The sequence below is a fragment of the Lentzea sp. NPDC051208 genome, from assembly GCF_040682435.1.
Lineage (GTDB): Bacteria > Actinomycetota > Actinomycetes > Mycobacteriales > Pseudonocardiaceae > Lentzea > Lentzea kristufekii.
Window position 1 is genome coordinate 13932 of record NZ_JBFBAW010000031.1, and the last position, 19638, is coordinate 33569.

At 69.2% G+C, this 19638-nt stretch carries 21 protein-coding genes and 3 pseudogenes; 14 read left to right on the plus strand and 10 right to left on the minus strand.

Features of this window, described 5'->3' with window-relative positions; translation table 11 throughout:
- Window positions 1-6: 6 nt before the first annotated feature.
- The 7 genes from AB0M48_RS42360 to AB0M48_RS42390 all read right to left on the minus strand — a co-directional run bounded on the left by AB0M48_RS42360 (window position 7) and on the right by AB0M48_RS42390 (window position 6177).
- Window positions 7-1056 carry an ABC transporter substrate-binding protein gene (locus tag AB0M48_RS42360; RefSeq protein ID WP_363854018.1) on the minus strand — a complete coding sequence of 350 codons (1050 nt, stop codon included), beginning with the start codon at window positions 1054-1056 and terminating at the stop codon, window positions 7-9.
- 14 nt (window positions 1057-1070) lie between these two features.
- Entirely contained in the window at window positions 1071-2414 is a 1344-nt protein-coding gene (locus AB0M48_RS42365; RefSeq protein ID WP_363854021.1) for a GTP-binding protein, read from the minus strand.
- On the minus strand, window positions 2415-3314 hold the full coding sequence (cysD, locus tag AB0M48_RS42370) for a sulfate adenylyltransferase subunit CysD (protein ID WP_363854023.1): 900 nt from the start codon (window positions 3312-3314) through the stop codon (window positions 2415-2417). It abuts the gene before it with no gap.
- Window positions 3311-4006 (minus strand): phosphoadenylyl-sulfate reductase, encoded by a 696-nt coding sequence (locus tag AB0M48_RS42375; protein WP_319984061.1) that lies wholly within the window; start codon window positions 4004-4006, stop codon window positions 3311-3313. Before AB0M48_RS42375 ends, cysD begins: the two co-directional genes overlap by 4 nt.
- Window positions 4003-4161 carry an Insertion element protein gene (locus AB0M48_RS42380; RefSeq protein WP_090006108.1) on the minus strand — a complete coding sequence of 53 codons (159 nt, stop codon included), beginning with the start codon at window positions 4159-4161 and terminating at the stop codon, window positions 4003-4005. Before AB0M48_RS42380 ends, AB0M48_RS42375 begins: the two co-directional genes overlap by 4 nt.
- Window positions 4158-5837: a nitrite/sulfite reductase gene (locus AB0M48_RS42385; protein WP_363854027.1), complete on the minus strand. Its 1680-nt coding sequence runs from the start codon at window positions 5835-5837 to the stop codon at window positions 4158-4160. The genes AB0M48_RS42380 and AB0M48_RS42385 overlap by 4 nt, the downstream gene beginning before the upstream one ends.
- 109 nt (window positions 5838-5946) lie before the next feature.
- Window positions 5947-6177 carry a putative leader peptide gene (locus AB0M48_RS42390; protein WP_363854030.1) on the minus strand — a complete coding sequence of 77 codons (231 nt, stop codon included), beginning with the start codon at window positions 6175-6177 and terminating at the stop codon, window positions 5947-5949.
- Between the two features lie 28 nt (window positions 6178-6205).
- On the opposite strand from AB0M48_RS42390, the gene hemW reads away from it, so the two are divergent.
- Window positions 6206-7414, plus strand: coding sequence for a radical SAM family heme chaperone HemW (gene hemW / locus AB0M48_RS42395; RefSeq protein ID WP_363854033.1), 1209 nt, complete (start codon window positions 6206-6208; stop codon window positions 7412-7414).
- Here hemW and AB0M48_RS42400 read toward each other — a convergent pair whose 3' ends face one another.
- A complete protein-coding gene (locus AB0M48_RS42400) occupies window positions 7415-7609 on the minus strand; it encodes a hypothetical protein (RefSeq protein WP_363854037.1) in 195 nt (64 codons plus the stop codon).
- Between the two features lie 125 nt (window positions 7610-7734).
- Here AB0M48_RS42400 and hrcA point away from each other — a divergent pair, with 125 nt between their 5' ends.
- From hrcA to AB0M48_RS42430, 6 genes are all read left to right on the plus strand, one after another.
- Entirely contained in the window at window positions 7735-8757 is a 1023-nt protein-coding gene (hrcA, locus tag AB0M48_RS42405) for a heat-inducible transcriptional repressor HrcA (protein WP_363854040.1), read from the plus strand.
- A gap of 43 nt (window positions 8758-8800) precedes the next feature.
- Window positions 8801-9949 (plus strand): molecular chaperone DnaJ, encoded by a 1149-nt coding sequence (gene dnaJ / locus AB0M48_RS42410; RefSeq protein ID WP_363854192.1) that lies wholly within the window; start codon window positions 8801-8803, stop codon window positions 9947-9949.
- On the plus strand, window positions 9946-10677 hold the full coding sequence (locus AB0M48_RS42415; RefSeq protein ID WP_319984066.1) for a 16S rRNA (uracil(1498)-N(3))-methyltransferase: 732 nt from the start codon (window positions 9946-9948) through the stop codon (window positions 10675-10677). The genes dnaJ and AB0M48_RS42415 overlap by 4 nt, the downstream gene beginning before the upstream one ends.
- Before the next feature lie 345 nt (window positions 10678-11022).
- Window positions 11023-11679 (plus strand): alpha/beta hydrolase, encoded by a 657-nt coding sequence (locus AB0M48_RS42420; protein WP_363854043.1) that lies wholly within the window; start codon window positions 11023-11025, stop codon window positions 11677-11679.
- Window positions 11680-11688: 9 nt separating this feature from the next.
- Window positions 11689-12279 (plus strand): TetR family transcriptional regulator C-terminal domain-containing protein, encoded by a 591-nt coding sequence (locus tag AB0M48_RS42425; RefSeq protein ID WP_363854046.1) that lies wholly within the window; start codon window positions 11689-11691, stop codon window positions 12277-12279.
- 8 nt (window positions 12280-12287) lie between these two features.
- A complete protein-coding gene (locus AB0M48_RS42430; protein WP_363854049.1) occupies window positions 12288-12605 on the plus strand; it encodes a histidine triad nucleotide-binding protein in 318 nt (105 codons plus the stop codon).
- On the opposite strand, the gene AB0M48_RS42435 is transcribed toward AB0M48_RS42430, so the two are convergent.
- A complete protein-coding gene (locus AB0M48_RS42435; RefSeq protein ID WP_363854051.1) occupies window positions 12602-13384 on the minus strand; it encodes a GNAT family N-acetyltransferase in 783 nt (260 codons plus the stop codon). The genes AB0M48_RS42430 and AB0M48_RS42435 overlap by 4 nt on opposite strands.
- Before the next feature lie 11 nt (window positions 13385-13395).
- Window positions 13396-14139, minus strand: a complete 744-nt coding sequence (locus AB0M48_RS42440; protein ID WP_363854054.1) for a GNAT family N-acetyltransferase — start codon at window positions 14137-14139, stop codon at window positions 13396-13398.
- Between the two features lie 145 nt (window positions 14140-14284).
- On the opposite strand from AB0M48_RS42440, the pseudogene AB0M48_RS42445 reads away from it, so the two are divergent.
- The 7 genes and pseudogenes from AB0M48_RS42445 to AB0M48_RS42475 all read left to right on the plus strand — a co-directional run.
- Window positions 14285-14977, plus strand: a pseudogene (locus AB0M48_RS42445) (PhoH family protein); the annotation flags it as partial.
- Between the two features lie 570 nt (window positions 14978-15547).
- Window positions 15548-15790, plus strand: a pseudogene (locus tag AB0M48_RS42450) (LAGLIDADG family homing endonuclease); the annotation flags it as partial.
- Between the two features lie 270 nt (window positions 15791-16060).
- Window positions 16061-16417: pseudogene (locus AB0M48_RS42455) on the plus strand (PhoH family protein); the annotation flags it as partial.
- A gap of 5 nt (window positions 16418-16422) precedes the next feature.
- Window positions 16423-16968, plus strand: coding sequence for an rRNA maturation RNase YbeY (gene ybeY, locus AB0M48_RS42460; RefSeq protein WP_030474423.1), 546 nt, complete (start codon window positions 16423-16425; stop codon window positions 16966-16968).
- A gap of 4 nt (window positions 16969-16972) precedes the next feature.
- Window positions 16973-18262: a hemolysin family protein gene (locus AB0M48_RS42465; RefSeq protein WP_363854058.1), complete on the plus strand. Its 1290-nt coding sequence runs from the start codon at window positions 16973-16975 to the stop codon at window positions 18260-18262.
- Window positions 18255-18587 carry a cytidine deaminase gene (locus tag AB0M48_RS42470; protein WP_363854061.1) on the plus strand — a complete coding sequence of 111 codons (333 nt, stop codon included), beginning with the start codon at window positions 18255-18257 and terminating at the stop codon, window positions 18585-18587. The genes AB0M48_RS42465 and AB0M48_RS42470 overlap by 8 nt, the downstream gene beginning before the upstream one ends.
- A 128-nt stretch (window positions 18588-18715) precedes the next feature.
- Window positions 18716-19609 (plus strand): carbohydrate-binding protein, encoded by an 894-nt coding sequence (locus tag AB0M48_RS42475; protein ID WP_363854064.1) that lies wholly within the window; start codon window positions 18716-18718, stop codon window positions 19607-19609.
- The last annotated feature ends 29 nt before the right edge of the window (window positions 19610-19638 follow it).

The following is a 19638-nucleotide window of genomic DNA, read 5'->3' on the forward strand; positions in this document are numbered from 1 at the left end:
GAAGACTTACTTCTGGTCCAGTCCGGCTGCTTGCACCTGCGGCTTGCCCTGTGCCTGGAGAACCTTGTTCAGCAACGTGAAGTCGGCGTACCCGGCGACGTTCGCGGCCTCCTTGGCCACGCCCGCCGTCACGGCGTCCTTGGCGAGCTGCGGGAAGGACTTGGCCTGCGCGTCGGTCGTCAGCTCGATGTTGTCCCACGCGGCGTCGAGGATCTTGTCGCCGAGCTTCTTGGACGTGAGCTTCTCCAGCGAGGCGTTCACGGACTTCTTGGCCTCGTCCTTGTTGGCCTTCGCCCAGTCGATCGCGGCGACGTGACCCCTCAGCACCGCCTCGACCGTCTCCGGGTGCTCCTGCAGGAACTTCGTCCGCACGATGACCACGGTGGTCGGGAACGCCCCGCCCTCCCACAGCGTCTTCTCGTCCAGCAGCACCTTGGCACCGGCCTCGGCGACCAGGCGTGCCGACCACGGCTGCGGTGCCCAGGCGGCCTGGATGTCGCCCTTCTTGAACAGGTCGAGCGACGCCGCGTTCTCCGCGTTCTGCACCGTCACCTGGCCGGTGAGGTTCTTCTCCGCCAGGAACTTCTTCAGCGACACGTCCTGCGTGTTCGCGAGCTGCGGCGTGGCGACGACCTTGCCCTTGAGGTCCTCGATCGAGTTGATCTCGGGCTTCACCACGAGCTGAGCGCCACCGGACGTGGCACCCGCGATGAGCTTCACGGCCTCGCCCTTGGACTTCGAGTAGGCGTTGATCGCCGGGCCGGAGCCGATGTACGCGATGTCGAGCGACTCGCCCAGCAGGGCGTTCACCTCGTCGGGGCCCGCGTTGAACGTCTGCGTCGTCAGCTTGGTGTTGCCGAGCTCCTTCGCGAACAGGCCCTTGTCGACGCCGATCAGCGCGGCGGCGTGGGTGACGTTCGGGAAGTACCCGAGGCGGACCTCGGCGGCGGCACCCTTGGACTCGGCGACGGGAGTGTCGGAGGTACCGGCGCGGCTGCAACCGGACAGGGCTGTCAGAGCGATCAGGGTGACGGCGATGGCGGGCTTGAGGTTCACGGGAGCAAGGCCTTTCAGGGACCGGGGGAGACGAGGGCGTGAGTGTCGGGGGCAGCGGCGCTACCCCCGGTACAGCTCTCCACGCCGTCCTCGAGCAGCGGCAGCGGAGCCCCGACCAGTCCGGCGGCGAGAGTGGAACCGTCACTCGCGTCGATCACCAGGAAGGACCCGGTGCGCCGGCTGAAGCTGTAGTCGTCCAGCGGAACGGGCTCCGCCAGTCGCAGAGCCACTCGGCCGATCTCGTTGAGCTCCAGCGAGGCAGGGCTGTCCACACTGGACAGGTTCTGCTCGTCGAAGCGGTCGCGCAGGTCGGTGACCATCGCCTGCACGGTGCGCGTGCCGTGCTTGACGAGGACTCGGGCGCCGGGCCGCAGCGGCTTCTCCGCGAGCCAGCACAGGGTGGCGTCCAGCTCGTCGGTGACCGTGGGCTCGTTGCCCGCCACCGAGATCAGGTCGCCGCGCGAGATGTCGATGTCGTCGGCCAGCAGCAGCGTGACGGACTGGCCGGCCGCCGCCTCGGTCAGTTCGCCGTCCGCCGTGTCGATCTTGGTGACGGTCGAGCGGCGGCCGGAGGGCAGCACGACGATCTCGTCGCCCGGCTTGACCGTGCCCGCCGCGACCAGACCGGCGTACCCGCGGTAGTCGAGGTGCTCGGCGGTGCGCGGGCGGATCACGTACTGCACCGGGAAGCGGAACGGGGCGTCGTGCGGGTCGGGCTCGACCGGCACGTTCTCCAGGTGCTCCAGCAGGGTCGGGCCGGAGTACCAGGGCGTGTTCGCAGACTTGTCCACGACGTTGTCGCCCGCCAGCGCGGACACCGGGATCTCGACGACCGCGTCCTCGGTGTAGCCGAGAGCCGTGGCGTGCGCCGTGAACTCCTTGGCGATGCGGGAGAACGTCACCTCGTCGTAGTCCACGAGGTCGATCTTGTTGACGGCCAGGACGAGCCGCGGCACGCCCAGCAGCGCGAGAACCGCCGCGTGGCGCCGGGTCTGCTCGATGACGCCCTTGCGCGCGTCGACGAGCAGGACCGCGAGCTGCGCGGTGGAGGCACCGGTGACGGTGTTGCGGGTGTACTGGACGTGACCGGGGGTGTCGGCGAGCACGAACGACCGCTTGGGCGTCGCGAAGTAGCGGTACGCCACGTCGATCGTGATGCCCTGCTCGCGTTCCGACCGCAGGCCGTCGACCAGCAGTGACAGGTCCGGCGTCGCGAGACCGCGGTCGGCGCTCGCGCGGTGCACGGCGTCGAGCGTGTCGGCGAGCACGGACTTGGTGTCGTAGAGCAACCTTCCGACGAGCGTGGACTTCCCATCGTCCACACTGCCCGCCGTGGCCAACCTCAACAGGTCGCTCATTTAGAAGTACCCCTCCCGCTTGCGGTCTTCCATGGCGGCCTCGGACAGCCGGTCGTCGGCCCGCGTGGCACCGCGCTCGGTCAGTCGTGACGCGGCGACCTCGGCGATCACCGCTTGGATGTCGGCGGCGTCGGACTCGACGGCACCCGTGCACGAGCCGTCGCCGACCGTGCGGTAGCGAACCGTCTTGCGCAGCAACGTCTCGCCCTCGCGTGCGGTGCCCCACGGGCCCTCGGCGAGCCACATGCCGTCGCGCAGGAACACGTCGCGCTGGTGCGAGTAGTAGATGTCCGGCAGCTCGATGCCCTCGCGCTCGATGTAGTTCCACACGTCGAGCTCGGTCCAGTTCGACAGCGGGAACACGCGGACGTGCTCACCGGCGCGGTGCCGGCCGTTGTAGAGGTTCCACAGTTCCGGGCGCTGGCGCTTCGGGTCCCACTGGCCGAACGCCGTGCGCAGGCTGAAGATCCGCTCCTTGGCACGGGCGCGTTCCTCGTCCCGGCGGCCGCCGCCGAAGACCGCGTCGAACTTGTGCTGCGTGATGGAGTCCAGCAGCGGCACGGTCTGCAGCGGGTTGCGCGTGCCGTCCGGGCGCTCTTCGAGACGGCCGTCGTCGATCCAGTCCTGGACCTTCGCGACCTCCAGGCGCAGACCGTGCTGGGCGACGACGCGGTCGCGGAACTCGATGACCTCGTCGAAGTTGTGCCCGGTGTCGACGTGCAGCAGCGGGAACGGCACCGGTGCCGGGTAGAACGCCTTGATCGCGAGGTGCAGCAGCAGCGTCGAGTCCTTGCCGCCGGAGAAGAGGATCACCGGCCGGTCGAACTCGCCCGCGACCTCGCGGAAGATGTGGATCGCCTCCGATTCGAGGCGTCCCAGGGTGTCCAGAGCCAGTGTCATCCGTGCAACCCACATTCCGTCTTCGACTGACCGGCCCAGCGACCGCTGCGCGCGTCCTGCCCCGGCAGCGGCTTCGCGGTGCACGGCAGGCAGCCGATGGAGGGATAACCCTCCTGCACCAACAGGTTCTCGAGGATGCCCTTCTCGCGGATGTAGGCGTTGAACTCGTCGTCGCTCCACGGCGCGATCGGGTTGATCTTCACCAGGCCGTTGCGCTCGTCCCACTGCACGATCGGCGTGTTCGCCCGCGTCGGGGCGTCCACGCGGCGCACACCGGTGACCCACGCGTCGTACTTCGCGAGCTCCCGGCGCAGCGGCACGACCTTGCGCAGGTTGCAGCACTTCGCCGGATCCGACTGGTACAGCAGGCCGAACTCCGCCTCCTGGTCCGCGACGGACTGCTCGGCGGCGGCGTTGACGATGCGCACCTCCGGGTAGACGACACCGACGGCGTCACGCACGCCGATGGTCTCCGGGAAGTGGTAGCCCGTCTCCAGGAACAGCACGTCGAAGTTCGGCTTCACCTTGGCGGCGAGGTCGATCAGCACGGCGTCCTGCATGTTGGAGGCGACGATGTAGTTGTCGCCGAACGTCCGCGCGACCCACTCCAGCGCCTCTTCGGCGTTGGCGTCCTTCAGCTCCAGTTCCGCGGCCTCGGCGACGATCTTGAGGTCTTCCTTGAGATCGCTCACTTCTTCACCTCCTGCGGCAGGTTGAGCCCGACGAACGAGACCTTGAAGACGCGGCGGCATCCGGTGCACAGCCACGCGTAGCTGGGTTCCTCCTGCGGCCGGAGGTCCTCGTCGCCGCAGTAGGGGCAGTAGAACGGCGTCGCGCGTTCGGTCATCGCAGCGAACCCTCTTCCGCCCGGCCGACCCACTGAGCGAACCGCTCGTCGGTCTCGCGCTGGGCGACGAAGTTCCGCACGACCCGCTCGACGTACTCGGGCAGTTCGGCCGCGGTCACCTTGTGGCCGCGCAACTTCCGGCCGAACCCGGCGTCGAGGCCGAGTCCGCCGCCGAGGTGCACCTGGAAGCCCTCGACCTGGTTGCCCTGCTCGTCGGTGACGATCTGGCCCTTGAGGCCGATGTCCGCGGTCTGGATGCGGGCGCAGGAGTTGGGGCAGCCGTTGATGTGCACGGTGATCGGCGCCGTGACGCCGTCGACGATGTCCTTGAGGTTCGCTTCGAGTTGCGTGACGAGGTCGAGCGCACGTGCCTTCGTCTCGACGATCGCGAGCTTGCAGAACTCGATGCCGGTGCAGGCCATGATGCCCCGCCGCCACGGCGACGGGTCGACCTGCAGGCCCAGCTTGGCGAGATCGCTCTTGAGCGTCGGGATCTCGGCCTCGGGCACGTCCAGCACGATGATCTTCTGCTGCGGCGTGAAGCGGACGCGGTTCGAGCCGGCCCGTTCGGCGAACTTCGCCACCTCGACGAGGATCGAACCCGACACGCGGCCCGCGACCGGCGCGGCGCCGACGTAGAACAGGCCGTCCTTCTGCTTGTGCACGCCGATGTGGTCGAGCTGCTGGTCCAGGGTCTCCGGCGCCGGGCCGTCGATCATCTTGCGCTTGAGGTACTCGTCCTCGACGACCTGGCGGAACTTCTCCGGGCCCCAGTCGGCGACGAGGAACTTGATGCGCGCGCGGTGACGCAGGCGGCGGTAGCCGTAGTCGCGGAAGACGCTGATGACGGCTTCCCAGACGTCCGGCACCTCGTCGAGCGGCACCCAGGCGCCCAGGCGCTTGCCCAGCATGGGGTTCGTGGACAGGCCGCCGCCGACCCAGAGGTCGAAGCCCGGCCCGTGCTCGGGGTGGTTCACGCCGACGAACGCGATGTCGTGGATCTCGTGCGCGACGTCCTGCAGACCGGAGATGGCCGTCTTGAACTTGCGCGGCAGGTTGGAGAAGCGCGGGTCGCCGATGTAGCGCTCGAGGATCGTGTCGATCGCCGGCTGCCCGTTGATGATCTCGTCCTGCGAGATGCCCGCGACCGGCGAACCGAGGATGACGCGCGGGCTGTCGCCGCACGCCTCCATCGTCGTCAGGTTCACGGCTTCGAGCTTCTGCCAGATCGTGGGAACGTCCTCGACCCGGATCCAGTGGTACTGGATGTTCTGCCGGTCGGTGATGTCCGCGGTGTCACGCGCATAGGTCTGCGAGATCTCGCCGAGAACCCTCAACTGCTGCGTGGTGAGCGCACCGCCGTCACTGCGGACGCGCATCATGAAGAACTCGTCGTCCAGCTCCTCCGGCTCCAGCGTGGCCGTGCGGCCGCCGTCGATGCCGGGCTTGCGCTGGGTGTAGAGGCCGTACCAGCGGAACCGCCCGCGCAGGTCTGCCGGGTCGATCGAGTCGAAACCGCCGTGGGCGTAGATGTTCTCGATGCGGGCGCGGACGTTGAGCGGGTTGTCGTCCTTCTTGCTCCGCTCGTTGGGGTTCAGCGGCTCTCGGTAACCGAGTGCCCACTGCCCCTCGCCGCGACGCTGCTTGGCACGCGGTGACGTCTGCGGCGTGGCCATCGCCATCCTCCGGGTTTCGAGGCGCTCAGTGCGCGTGCGAGCCCGGAGGTGCTTGTGGTGGGGGCCTCGTCAGCGCGCCGAGCGCTGACGGGAACAAATCAGCGCGCGGTCATGCCGAACGACGGCACATCGCGCTGGAGACACGACGGAAGTCGACGTGGCGGCGGGCCACGAGGCGGACTCCAGTCGAATGCATGACCTCAGTGTGCATGCCGTCCAGTGCGTGGTCCACCGCCAACCGAATGCTGGGATTGACGAGGGTGAGTTGACATCGTGGGCCGGTTTCACTACGTAATACTTCTGTCACCGACAGATAATTTCCCTGGTCGAACACCGCCATTCGGGCCGTGTAGGGGACACTGGGAGTCATGCCCTCCGCTTTGCCCGATGGCGAGCCCGCGCCCGCCGACGGTTCGCTTCCTCCTTCCGCTCTCGCCGGTGTCGGCTCGCGCCCCTTCGGCATCTACGTGCACGTGCCGTTCTGCGCGACCCGGTGCGGTTACTGCGACTTCAACACCTACACGCCCGGTGAGCTGGGTTCCTCGGCGTCACCGCAATCGTGGCTGGAGGGCCTGCGCCGCGAACTGGACCTGGCCGCTTCCGTCCTCGGGTCTCCCGTGCCCGCCCAGACCGTCTTCGTCGGCGGCGGTACGCCTTCTCTGCTCGGTGCCTCAGGTCTGGGCGACGTGCTGGACGCGGTGCGGCAGTCGTTCGGCCTGGCTCCCGGCGCCGAGGTGACGACGGAGTCGAACCCCGAGTCGACGTCTGTTCCGTTCTTCGAAGGGATTCGTTCGGCCGGCTACACGCGCGTGTCCCTGGGCATGCAGTCCGCCGCACGGCACGTTCTCGCCGTGCTCGACCGCAAGCACACGCCCGGCCGTCCGGGGGAAGCCGCGCTGGAGGCCCGTGAAGCCGGGTTCGAGCACGTGAACCTGGACCTGATTTATGGCACACCGGGGGAGCGACCCTCGGATCTGGCCGAATCCCTCGACGCCGTGCTGGCCGCGGGCGTCGACCACGTGTCCGCGTACGCGTTGATCGTGGAGGACGGCACCGGCCTCGCCCGCCGCATCCGCCGCGGCGACCTGCCCATGCCCGACGACGACGTGCTGGCCTCGTCGTACGAGATGGTCGACTCGGTGCTGAGCGGCGCCGGCTTCTCCTGGTACGAGGTGTCGAACTGGGCGACGTCCGTCGAAGCGCAGTGCCAGCACAACGTCCTCTACTGGAAGGGCGCCGACTGGTGGGGCTTCGGTCCCGGCGCGCACAGCCACGTGGGCGGAGTGCGCTTCTGGAACGTGAAGCACCCGGCCCGCTACTCGGCCCTGCTGGCCGAGGGCAACTCGCCCGCCGCAGGGCGCGAGACGCTGTCGGCCGAGGACCAGCGCGTCGAACGGGTGCTGCTGGAACTGCGCCTCGCCGAAGGTTTGCCGATGGACGTGCTGGACGAGGCCGGCCGTGAGGAGGCGAAGCAGGCGATCGCCGACGGGCTGCTGGAGCCGTACGACGACCGCTGCGTGCTGACCGACCGCGGCCGCCTGCTGGCCGACGCCGTGGTCAGGCGCCTGCTTCCCTGATCAGCGGGCGCGCAGGTCGTGCTGACTGCGCACCTCGGTGATCTTCTGTCCTTCTTTGTCGTACGTCACCGTGCCCCACCAGAGCCCGTCCTCCCTGCGGGTCTCCTCCCAGACGACCGAACCCTTCCGCCACTCGTCGTCGCTGAGCACCAGGCATGGCTTGCCGGGTGGCCGCAGCCACACAACGTTGTCCACGTTTGGACCCTAGCGACCACCACCGACAAAAACCGGAGGCCGGATCGAGCAGGACTTCAGAGCGCGCACCGAGCAGGAAACGGGCTGGGTAAACTCGGGAGCAGTGGACATGGAGGTGAACAGCGGTGAACGCCGATGAGCGTCGTTTCGAGGTGCTTCGCGCCATCGTTGCCGACTACGTGTCCAACCAGGAGCCCGTGGGGTCGAAGGCCCTGGTCGACCGGCACAACCTGGGTGTGTCGAGCGCGACCGTGCGCAACGACATGGCCGCGCTGGAGGACGAGGGGTACATCGCCCAGCCGCACACCAGCGCGGGGCGTGTGCCGACGGACAAGGGTTACCGGCTCTTCGTCGACAAGCTGAGCGAGATCAAGCCGCTCTCGCAGGCCGAGAGGCGGGCCATCCGCAGCTTCCTCGACGGTGCGGTCGACCTCGACGACGTGATGCGCCGCAGCGTGCGGTTGCTCGCGCAGCTGACCCGGCAGGTGGCGGTGATCCAGGTGCCGACGCTGTCGCGCGCGGCCGTGCGCCACCTGGAGGTGCTGCCGATCACTCCGTCGCGGCTGATGCTGGTGCTCATCACCGACACCGGCCGCGTCGACCAGCGGATCGTCGAGCTCGGGGACGTGATCAGCGAGGAGCACACGGCCCAGCTGCGCGGCGTGCTGAACCAGGCGATGGCGGGGCAGCGGCTGGCCGAGGCGAGTGCCAAGGTCGCCGAGCTGCCCGACGAGGTACCGTCGAACCTGCGCGATCCGATGCTGCGAGTCGCTACTGTGCTCATCGAGACGCTGGTGGAGCACCCCGAGGAACGGCTGGTGCTCGGCGGTACGGCGAACCTCACGCGCAGCATCACCGACTTCCCGGGCTCGCTGCGGCAGGTGCTGGAGGCACTGGAGGAGCAGGTCGTCGTGCTCAAGCTGCTCGCCGCCTCCCGCGACCCCGGTCGCGTGCTGGTGCGCATCGGCGAGGAGAACGAGGCCGCTGAGATGCGCAGCACTTCCGTGGTGTCCATCGGCTACGGCAGCCGCGACAATCCGCTCGGCGGCCTGGGCGTCGTCGGACCGACGCGCATGGACTACCCCGGGACCATGGCCGCCGTGCGCGCGGTCGCCAACTATGTCGGTGAGATCCTGACCGGTCGTTGACCAGAAACGTCTTGCACTTGAGATGAACACGAAAGCGAACAAGGTGGCCAGGGATTACTACGGCATCCTCGGTGTCTCGCAGAACGCGACACAGGATGAGATCAAGCGCGCCTATCGCAAGCTCGCGAGGCAGCTGCACCCGGACGTCAATCCCAACGAGGAGGCCCGCTTCAAGGAGGTGACGGCCGCCTACGAGGTGTTGTCGAACCCCGAGAAGCGCCGCGTCGTCGACCTGGGAGGCGACCCGCTCGACTCGGGCGGTGGTGGCCGCGCGGGTGGTGACCCGTTCGCGGGCTTCGGCCTCGGCGACATCATGGACGCCTTCTTCGGTGCCTCGCCCGGCGGTGGCCGCGGGCCGCGCAGCCGCGTGCAGCCCGGTTCCGACGCGCTGATCCGGCTCGACATGACGCTGGAGGAGTGCGCGGCGGGTGCCACCCGTGAGCTGACCGTCGACACGGCGATCCTGTGCGACCGCTGCCACGGCGCCGGCACGCAGAACAACTCCAAGCCCGTCCAGTGCGACACCTGCCACGGCCGCGGCGAGGTGCAGTCGGTGCAGCGCTCGTTCCTCGGCCAGGTCGTCACGTCGCGCCCGTGCCCGGTGTGCCGCGGCTACGGCGAGGTCATCCCCGACCCGTGCCAGCAGTGCGCCGGTGACGGCCGCACGCGGTCGCGCCGCACGATCTCGGTGAACATCCCCGCCGGTGTCGCCGAGGGCATGCGCGTGCGCCTCGCGGGCCAGGGCGAGGTCGGTCCCGGCGGTGGCCCGGCCGGCGACCTGTACGTCGAGGTCGAGGAGCACCCGCACGAGATCTTCGAACGCGACGGCGCCGACCTGCACTGCATCGTCCAGATCCCGATGACGACGGCCGCCCTGGGCGCCACGTTGCCGTTGAAGACCCTGGACGGCGAGGAAGAACTGCAGATCGACCCCGGCACGCAGCCGGGCACGCAGCTCGTCATGACCGGTCGCGGCATGCCGAAGCTGCGGTCCACCGGCCGTGTCGACGGTCGCGGCGACCTGCACGTGCACCTCGAGGTGGTCGTGCCGACCAAGCTCGACGCCGCGCAGGCCTCGTTGCTGCGCGACCTGGCCGAGATGCGCGGCGAGAACGAGCCCTCCCTGTCCCACAACGGCAAGGGCGGCGGCGGGCTGTTCTCCCGCCTGCGCTCCTCGCGCGGCCACCGGTGACCCTGCCGGTCTTCCTCGTCGAGGCGCTGCCCTCCGGTGAGGAGTTCGTGCTCGACGGCCCGGAAGGCCGGCACGCCGCCACCGTGAAGCGGTTGCGCGCGGGTGAGGAACTCGTCCTGTCGGACGGTTCCGGTGCCCAGGTGCGCTGTTCCGTGGTGGCGGTGGAGAAGGACGCCCTGGCGTTGCGCGTGGTCGAGCGCTGGGTGGAGCCCGAACCGGCACCGCGCGTCGTGCTCGCCCAGGCCCTGGTGAAGGGCGACCGGGGTGAGCTGGCGGTCGAGCTGGCCACCGAGGCCGGTGTGGACGGCGTGGTGCCGTGGCGAGCGGCGCGGTGCGTGGCGAAGTGGGAGGACGGCCCGCGCGGTGCGAAAGCGCTGGGGCGCTGGCGGTCCACGGTTCGTGAGGCGGCCAAGCAGGCACGCCGCGCGCGAGTGCCGTTCGTCGACGAACCCGTGAGCACGAACCAGCTTTCTCATCGCGTGTCGTCGTCGGCGCTCACTCTCGTGTTGCACGAAAGCGCGACCGAACGGCTCGCGGACGTCGCGCTGCCCGATTCCGGGGACGTGCTGCTCGTCGTGGGTCCCGAAGGCGGAATCACACCCGAGGAACTCGACGCGTTGCGATCTTCGGGTGCCCGGATCGTCCGATTGGGACCAACCGTTCTGCGTGCATCTACCGCTGCGGCGGTTGCTCTTGGTGCCATCGGGGTACGTACTACTAGGTGGTGACCCCGATCACTCGCAAGGTGAACATCGGATGGATTGGCTTGACGCAAGTTGTAGCGAACCGCAGGCGGTTGGGGTTACTCTTGTTCGCAGTGGGGCTGATTGGTCTATCCGGAAACGGAGTAGACGATTAGACCTTCTGACCAAAAGACTCGCCGGACACCTCCCCCCTCGGTCCGGCGTCGGCGCCTCGCGGCGAAGCGACCCCCAGGCTTCGGACCGCGAGGCGCCCCTTTTGGTTTCCCGGCGTGCGTGGCCTGCTCCGGCCGCCTGGCCTGCGGGTTCGTCACTCCCTATCGAACCGGCGCGCTTCTCGGCGAATTCTTGTCGTTCACGTAAGTTCTGCGTGTGCAGCAAATTGCTTACGGTGACCATCCCAGTCAGTTCGGCGAGCTTTACGTTCCCGAGACCGCGACTCAGGGTGCCGTTGTCGTCATTCACGGTGGTTTTTGGCACCAGCGCTACGGCCTCGAACTAGGCCGCCCTCTTGCGGACGTGCTCGTCGCAGAAGGATTTGTTGTCTGGAACATCGAATACCGGCGGGTGAGCGGCGGCGGTGGCTGGCCGCAGACCGGTGAGGACGTGCTCGCCGCCATCGACGCGGTCGACATCGGGCCCGTCGTGACGCTCGGGCACAGCGCGGGAGGCCACCTCGCCGTGTGGGCGGCCAAGCACAGCGCGCGAGTGGCCGGAGCGGTCGCCCAGGCGGCGGTGCTGGACTTCACGAAGCACATCACGCCGCGGGCGCTGGAGCTGTGCACCGAGGAGCAGTTCGCGGACGCCTCGCCGGCCGCGCTGATCCCCATCGGCAAGCCGGTGGTGTGCGTGCACGGTGACCAGGACGAGGACGTGCCGGTGGAGCAGTCGATCGGGTTCTGCGCAGCCGAGCCGCAGGCGGAGCTCGTCGTGGTCGGGGGAGCGGGCCACATGGACGTGATCACGCCCGGCACGGAGTCGTGGGAGAGGTGCCGCGCGGCTGTCGTCCGGCTCGCGCGCGACTGCTAAAAAGGGCCGGTGCCCAAGGTTGTCGACCACGACGAACGCCGCCGGGAACTCGCTGAGGCGGTGTGGCGCATCGTCCAGCGGGACGGGATAGACCACGCGTCCGTGCGTGCCGTCGCCGCGGAGTCCGGCTGGTCGAGCGGGTCGCTGCGCCACTACTTCCCGACGCAGGACGCCTTGCTGGGGTTCGCGATGGAACTCGCGTACCGGCGGTTCCTGGCGCGGCTCGAGAAGATCGACACCACCGCCGGCAACCGGGAGGTGCTGCGGTCCTTCGCGCACGAGATGCTGGCGCTGGACGACGACCGCCGGGCCGAGGCCGCGGTGCTGCTGTCGTTCCTGCCGCGCGCGATGGTCGAGCCGTCGTTGCACGAACTGGAACGCACCGGCACACGCGAGTTGTACGACGGGGTCGCGCGCGTTCTCGTCGCGGCGCACGAAGCCGGTGAGCTGCGGGACGGCGTCGTGCCGATGAAGGCCGCGCGGCGGTTCATCGTGCTGATCGACGGGCTCAACATCCACCACGGGCTCGGGCCCGGCGAGCTCACGGTCGCCGACATGGTCGAGGCCGTCGACGAGCAGCTGGACCGCCTGTTCGTTTAGCTTGGGGCATGTCCTGTTTGTTCTGCCGGATCGTCGACGGTGAGATTCCCGCGACGATCGTGCACGAGACCAAGACGACGCTCGCGTTCCGCGACATCCAGCCCAAGGCGCCCGTGCACGTGCTGCTCATCCCGCGCGAGCACGTGCCGAACGCCGTCGACCTGACCGGTGACCAGCTCGGCGACCTCTTCGCCGCCGCGAAGGAGGTCGCCGACGCCGAGGGCGTGGCCGAGTCCGGCTACCGGCTGCTCTTCAACACCGGGCCGGACAGCGGACAGGAGGTCTTCCACGCCCACCTGCACCTGCTCGGCGGCCGGCGCCTCTAGCCGAGGGCCTGCAGCAGCGGAGCGCGGTAGCGGGTGCGGTCACCTGGCAGTTGCTCGGCACCGCGGACCATCCAGGTCGCCTCACCCCACGACTCCAGGCCGTTCTCGCGCACGAACGCGATGACCTCGGGGTCGTGCACGTCGACGCGCACGCTGGGATCACCGGCGGCGCAGTCGGCGATGAGCGCGCACGCGTCGGCGGGGGAGTCCGAGATGACCGGGCCGATCAGCTTCCGGCCTTCGCGCACCTGCCACGAGCCCGCGACGCCGTGCTCGGAGATCCGCACCGTGCCCATCCTGAGCAGCGACTCCCACAGGTACGGCCGGGTGAGGCCGGTGACCTTGGTGTCGAGCGCGACGAGGTCGTCGAGGTCGGCGGCGGTCGCGAGGCGCGACACGCCGGATGCCGGTCCGGTGAACGTCCCGGCGTGGATGTCGGTGAACCCGACGGCGTGGAAGCCCAGCTGCTCGTAGAGCGGGCGGCCCATCGACGTGGCGAACAACGTCGAGACACCCGTGTCCAGCACGTGCGACACCAGCCGGCGGGCGTGGCCCTGGCGCGCGGCGCGTTCGGCGACCAGCACCATGCTGACCGACGCCAGCTCCGGGTAGTGCGTCACGATCGTCGTGCCGACGAGGCCGTGCTCGTCGAACAGTCCCCAGCCCTCGCCGTACGTGAGCAGGAACTCCCACTTGCTCTCCTCGCGCGGCCACGACCGGCTTTCCGCCAGGTCGGAGCACGCGGGGATGTCGTCCAAGGTCAGTCGTCGCAGTTCCACAGTTTCCCCAGTCATCCCAGCGCGAGCGACGCGGGCGCGAAGTACCGCCCGCGGTCGCCGCCGACGTCGTCGACGCCGTGCACCATCAGCGCGCAGCCCCCTCGCACCTCGTAACCCTTGCCCGTCAGGTACGCCGCCACGTCCGGGTCGCTCACGTCGACACGGGACGGCCCGGCGCCGGCGGCCACGTCAGCAATGATCTCGCACGCCGCCGCCGCGTCCGGTGCTATGAGCGGACCGATGACCAACGTCTCACCCATGCGCCGCGTACAGGCGAAACCGTCCTCCGCGACGTGGGGCGTGTACGCCGATGACGGACCGAACACGTGCGCCCAGAACGCCTCGCGCGTGAACCCGCTCGCCGCCCGGTCCAGCGCCACCACCGCGGGCAGGTCGTCAGGCGTCGCCGGACGTGTCACACCGGTCGCCGTGCCGCTCTCGCCGTGGTACGCCGACGCACGCCCGACCGAGTGAAAGCCGAGCCGCTCGTACAGCGGCTGGCCCATCGCCGTCGCGTACAGCACCGACGGTCCCGCATCCAGTACGTGGGACATCAGAGCGCCCGCGATGCCTCTGCGTTCGGCCCACGAACCGACCAGCACGCCGCTGATCGCCTGCATCTCGGGATACGGCGTGACCAGTGTCGTGCCGAGCAAGCCGGTCTCGTCGAAGGCGCCGAAGCCCGGACCGAGGCCCAGCAGCATCTCCCACTGAGCGGGCGTCCAGCTCCAACCCCGGTCCGTCACGAGCTTCATGCACTCGGGTACGTCCTCAACGCCGAGCCTGCGGATCTCCACAGCTACCGAGCACACACCGTGAGCAAAGCGGTAGCCACCCATTTTCGGCCGGACTAGCATCGACGGCACCAGATCCGAGCGACAGGAAGCAGGCCGGGGCCACGTGGCCGAAGAAAACCAGCAGAGCAACAAGGAAGGTCAGTCCCGGTTCGCCGTGCCGGAAGGTGCGGTGCTCACGCTGCTCGGGTCGCGCGACGAGAACCTCCGCCTCGCGGAGGAACTGCTCGACGCCGACGTGCACGTGCGCGGGAACGAGATCACCTTGTCCGGCGACCCCGCCGACGTGGCCTTCGCCGAACGCGTGTTCTCCGAGCTCATCACCCTCGCGGGCCGAGGTCAGGCCATCGACCAGAACGCCGTCCGCCGCATCGTCGCGATGCTCAGCGCGAACGACGTCGAGTCGCCGGCCGAGGTCCTGAGCCTCGACATCGTCAGCCGCCGCGGCCGCACCATCAGGCCGAAGACGCTGAACCAGAAGCACTACGTCGACGCGATCGACAAGAACACGATCGTGTTCGGCATCGGCCCCGCCGGCACCGGCAAGACGTACCTCGCCATGGCCAAGGCCGTGCAGGCGCTGCAGGCCAAGCAGGTGAACCGGATCATCCTCACCCGCCCGGCCGTCGAGGCGGGCGAGCGCCTGGGCTACCTGCCCGGCACGCTCTACGAGAAGATCGACCCGTACCTGCGCCCGCTCTACGACGCGCTGCACGACATGGTCGACCCGGAGTCGATCCCGCGCCTCACGCAGGCGGGCACGATCGAGGTCGCACCACTGGCCTACATGCGTGGCCGCGCCCAGCCGATCTTCACCCCGGTGCTGACCCCGGACGGTTACCGGCCGATCGGGTCGCTGCAGGTCGGTGACCTCGTCATCGGCTCCAACGGCGAGCCGACCCCGGTGCTGGGCGTCTACCCGCAGGGTGAGAAGGACGTCTACCGCGTCACGGCACAGGACGGTTCGTCGACGCTCGCCTGCGGTGAACACCTCTGGACCGTTCGGACGGCGTCCGAACGGCGTCGGAACAAGCCGTGGCGAGTGCTCGAGACCAAGGAGATGATCGGCAACCTGCGGGCGGCACACGCCCGGCGGTACGAGCTCCCGCTCCTCAGCGCACCGGTGTGCCTGCCGGAACGCGAAGTGCCGATGAACGCGTACGCGCTGGGCCTGCTGCTGGGCGACGGGTGCATCACGGGCTCGACGACGCCGTCGTTCTCGACCGCTGACCCGGCACTCGCCTTCGCACTGCAGATCGCGTTGGAGCCGGACATCGCGGTGATGAAGAAGTCCCAGGTCGACTACACGATGCGGCGCATCAGGACGCCTGGTGACGTCATCACGATCGCGAATCCCGTGACTGCCGTGATGCGCGAGCTGGGACTGCACGGCACCCGTTCGCACACCAAGTTCGTGCCCGAGCTCTACCTGCACAACAGCGCGGACGTGCGTCTCGCCGTCCTGCAGGGCCTGCTCGACTCGGACGGCGGCCCGGTCGCCCAGCTCGGCCGTACCTGTCGCGTCCAGTACGCGACGACGTCGGAGCGGCTCCGGGACGACGTGGTCGCACTGGTCCGCTCGCTGGGCGGCGTCGCCTACTGGCGCTGCCGTCCGGCCGAGGGACGCAAGCCGGGCAGGGCGAAGGGCCGTGACGTCGGCTACCGCCACGACGCGTACGTCCTCGACATCAGGCTGCCCGAGGGCGTCGAGCCGTTCCGGCTCAAGCGCAAGCGGGAGAAGTACCACGCGGCCGGTGGCGGCGGACGTCCGATGCGGTTCATCGACAGCATCGAGCCCGCAGGCCGGACTGAGACGGTGTGCATCCAGGTGGCGGCGCAGGACTCCCTGTACGTCACCGAGGACTACCTGCTGACGCACAACACGCTCAACGACGCGTTCATCATCCTCGACGAGGCGCAGAACACCACGCCCGAGCAGATGAAGATGTTCCTCACCCGCCTCGGCTTCGGCTCAAAGGTGGTCGTCACGGGTGACATCACCCAGGTCGACCTCCCCGGCGGCCAGCGCAGCGGCCTGCGGGTCGTGCGGGACATCCTCGAAGGCGTCGACGACGTGCACTTCTCGGTGCTGACCAGCCAGGACGTGGTGCGCCACCGCCTGGTCGGCGACATCGTCGACGCGTACGACAAGTGGCAGGTCCAGCAGGACCTCGTCGACCAGAACGGGCAGCACCACGGACCCGGTGCACGCCGGGGGAACCAGCGGCGAGGACGATAGGCGCCGTGAGCATCGAGATCGCCAACGAGTCGGGTGTCGGAGTCGACGAGGGTTCCATCGTCTCCGCCGCCCGCTTCGCGCTGGACCGCATGGGCGTGAGCCCGCTGGCCGAGTTGTCCGTCCTGCTCGTGGAGCTGGACGTGATGGCCGACCTGCACGAGCGCTGGATGGACCTGCCGGGTCCGACGGACGTCATGGCCTTCCCCATGGACGAGCTGGACTCCGCGCGCCGCCCCGACGCCGCGGGCCTCGGGCCCGCGCTGCTCGGGGACATCGTGCTGTGCCCCGCGTTCGCCAAGGACCAGGCCAAGAAGGCGGGCCACGGCCTGCTGGACGAGCTGCACCTGCTGACCGTGCACGGCGTGCTGCACCTGCTGGGCTACGACCACGCCGAGCCCGCTGAGGAACGTGAGATGTTCACGTTGCAGAACCGCATCCTCGGCGACTTCCGCACCGCCCGTGACGAGGCCGAACGGGCCGCGCACCAGCGCAGCACCGACGACAAGGTGCTCGGCGCGGTCGGCCTGGACGAGAAGAACGAAGAAGCCTGACGCGATGAGCGCGAACCCTGCCAGTGTGATCGTGCTGGCCGTTCTGCTCGTGCTTGCCGCAGGCCTGTTCGCGTGTGTGGATGCCGCTCTCGGCACCGTGTCACGCGCACGGGTGGAGGCCCTGCAACGGCAGGGCCGCTGGGGCACCGGGCAGTTGCTGCACGTCCTGAACGACCGGCCGCGGCACGTCAACCTGTTGTTGCTGCTGCGGCTGGCCTGCGAGATGTCGGCGGCGGTGCTGGCCACGACGGTCTTCCTCGACTTCGTGGAACAGGACGGGCTCGCTGTCCTGTACGCCTGCCTGAGCATGCTCATCGTGTCGTACGTCCTGGTCGGCGTCGGACCGCGCACGCTCGGCCGTCAGCACCCGTACGGCGTGAGCCTGCTCGCCGCGGGCACCGTCCGGCAGCTCGGGCGCGTGCTCGGTCCGCTGTCCAAGTTGCTGATCCTCATCGGTAACGCCATCACGCCCGGCAAGGGCTTCCGCGAGGGCCCGTTCAGCTCCGAGGTCGAGCTGCGCGAGCTCGTCGACATGGCGCAGGAACGCGGCGTCGTGGACGAGGGCGAGCGCGAGATGATCCACTCGGTGTTCGAGCTGGGTGACACCATCACGCGCGAGATCATGGTGCCGCGCACCGAGATCGTGTGGATCGAGCAGTCGAAGTCGGTGCGGCAGGCGCTCGCGCTGTCGTTGCGCACGGGCTACACCCGCGTGCCGGTGATCGGCGAGAGCGTCGACGACGTGCTCGGCGTGGTGAACCTCAAGGACCTGATGCGGGCCACGCTCGCCGAGGACGAGGACCCGAAGAACGTCGCCGAGCTGATGCGCCCGATGAGCTTCATCCCGGACTCGAAGCCCATCGCGGACCTGCTGCGGGAGATGCAGGTGTCACGCCGGCACATGGCGATCGTCGTGGACGAGTACGGCGGCACCGCGGGCCTGCTGACCATCGAGGACATCCTCGAGGAGATCGTCGGCGAGATCACCGACGAGTCCGACACCGACGACCGTCCGCCGATCGAGCACCTGGAGGACGGCGCGGTGCGGGTCAGCGCGCGCCTGCCGGTGGACGACCTGGACGCGTTGTTCGGCACCGAGCTCGACGACCACGAGGTCGAGACCGTCGGCGGCCTGCTCGCGCAACGGCTCGGGCGCGTGCCGCTGCCCGGCACCGAGGCGGAGATCGCCGGCCTGCGCATGCGGGCCGAGGGCGGCAAGGACGAACGCGGCCGCATCCGGGTCACCACTGTGCTCGTGCGTCCCGTGCAGAAGGAGACAGAAGAAGATGACTGACGTTGCCCCCGAGGACGCCAAGCTGATCACGCTGGCGCGGTCCGTCCGTGCGCGCAACGGTGCCGAGGAGGGAGCGGCGGTGCGGGACCTCGACGGCCGCACCTACAACGCCTCCACGGTCTCGTTGCCGTCGCTGAAGCTCACCGCGCTGCAGGCGGCCGTCGCGGCCGCCGTGTCGAGCGGTGCCGAGGGGCTGGAAGCGGCGGCGGTCGTCACCGAGGCGAACCGGGTGGACGGGGAGTCGCTCGCGGCCGTGCGTGACCTCACACCCACCGGCCCGGTGCTCCTCGCGAACACTTCCGGCGAGCTGCGCAAGCAGTTCTAGCGAGCCGTGGTCCGGGACCGGGCGGCAACTGCGCCCGTCATCCGTGCAACTTCGACCGGAGACGCCGCCGACGTGCTGCGATGACCCCGAGCGGGACCAGTCCCGTGATCATTGGGGGAGAAACGCAGATGAGACGTTTGACAGCGTTGTTCGGCGTGCTCGCGATCGCCGCGGGCACGCTGTTCCTGTCCACGCCGGCGGCGCACGCGGCGTGGAACTGGGCCGGGCACGGCGGCAAGCTGTACGGCACGCCCGCGGTCACGACCTGGGGTCCCGGCCGGCTCGACGTGTTCGCCACCGGCATCGACCACACGCTGATGCACCGCGTGTACGAGAACGGCCGATGGCTCGACTGGGAGTCGCTCGGCGGTTACCTCGGCACCTCGCCCTCGGCCGTGGCGTGGGGTCCTGGCCGCATCGACGTCGTGGCGGGCACCGCCGGTGGTGCCCTGCAGCGGCTCGTCTACGACGGCCAGTGGCGTGCCTGGGAGACGATCGACGCCGGTCGCTACCAGTACGCCCCGGCCATCTCGTCGCGCGGGCCGGGCAAGCTCGACGTCTTCACGGTCGGCCGCGGGGGCGGGACCGACGACGACCTGTACGTGAAGAGCCTGGACAACGGCACCTGGTCGGGCTGGAAGTCGCTGGGCGGCAACCTCACCTCGGCGCCGGCCTCGGTGTCGTGGGACGCAAGCCGGATCGACGTCTTCGCCAAGGGCGACGACAACTCGCTGCACCACACGTGGGCTGACAACGGCGCATGGGGCCAGTGGGAGTCGCTCGGCGGCGGTATCAGCGCGGCGCCCGGTGTCGCGTCGTGGGCGCCCGGCAGGCTCGACGTGTTCGTCCGCGGCACGGACAACGGGCTGTTCCACAAGGCGTTCGACCAGGTGTGGCACCAGTGGGAGTTCCACGGCGGTGTGCTGAACGGCGGCGCCGGGGCCGTGTCGTGGGGCCCTGGCCGCATCGACGCGTTCGTCGTCGGCGCCGACGACGGGGCGCACCAGCTGGCCTGGTCCTGACCGGTCGCGGACGTGACGGAATAGCAGGT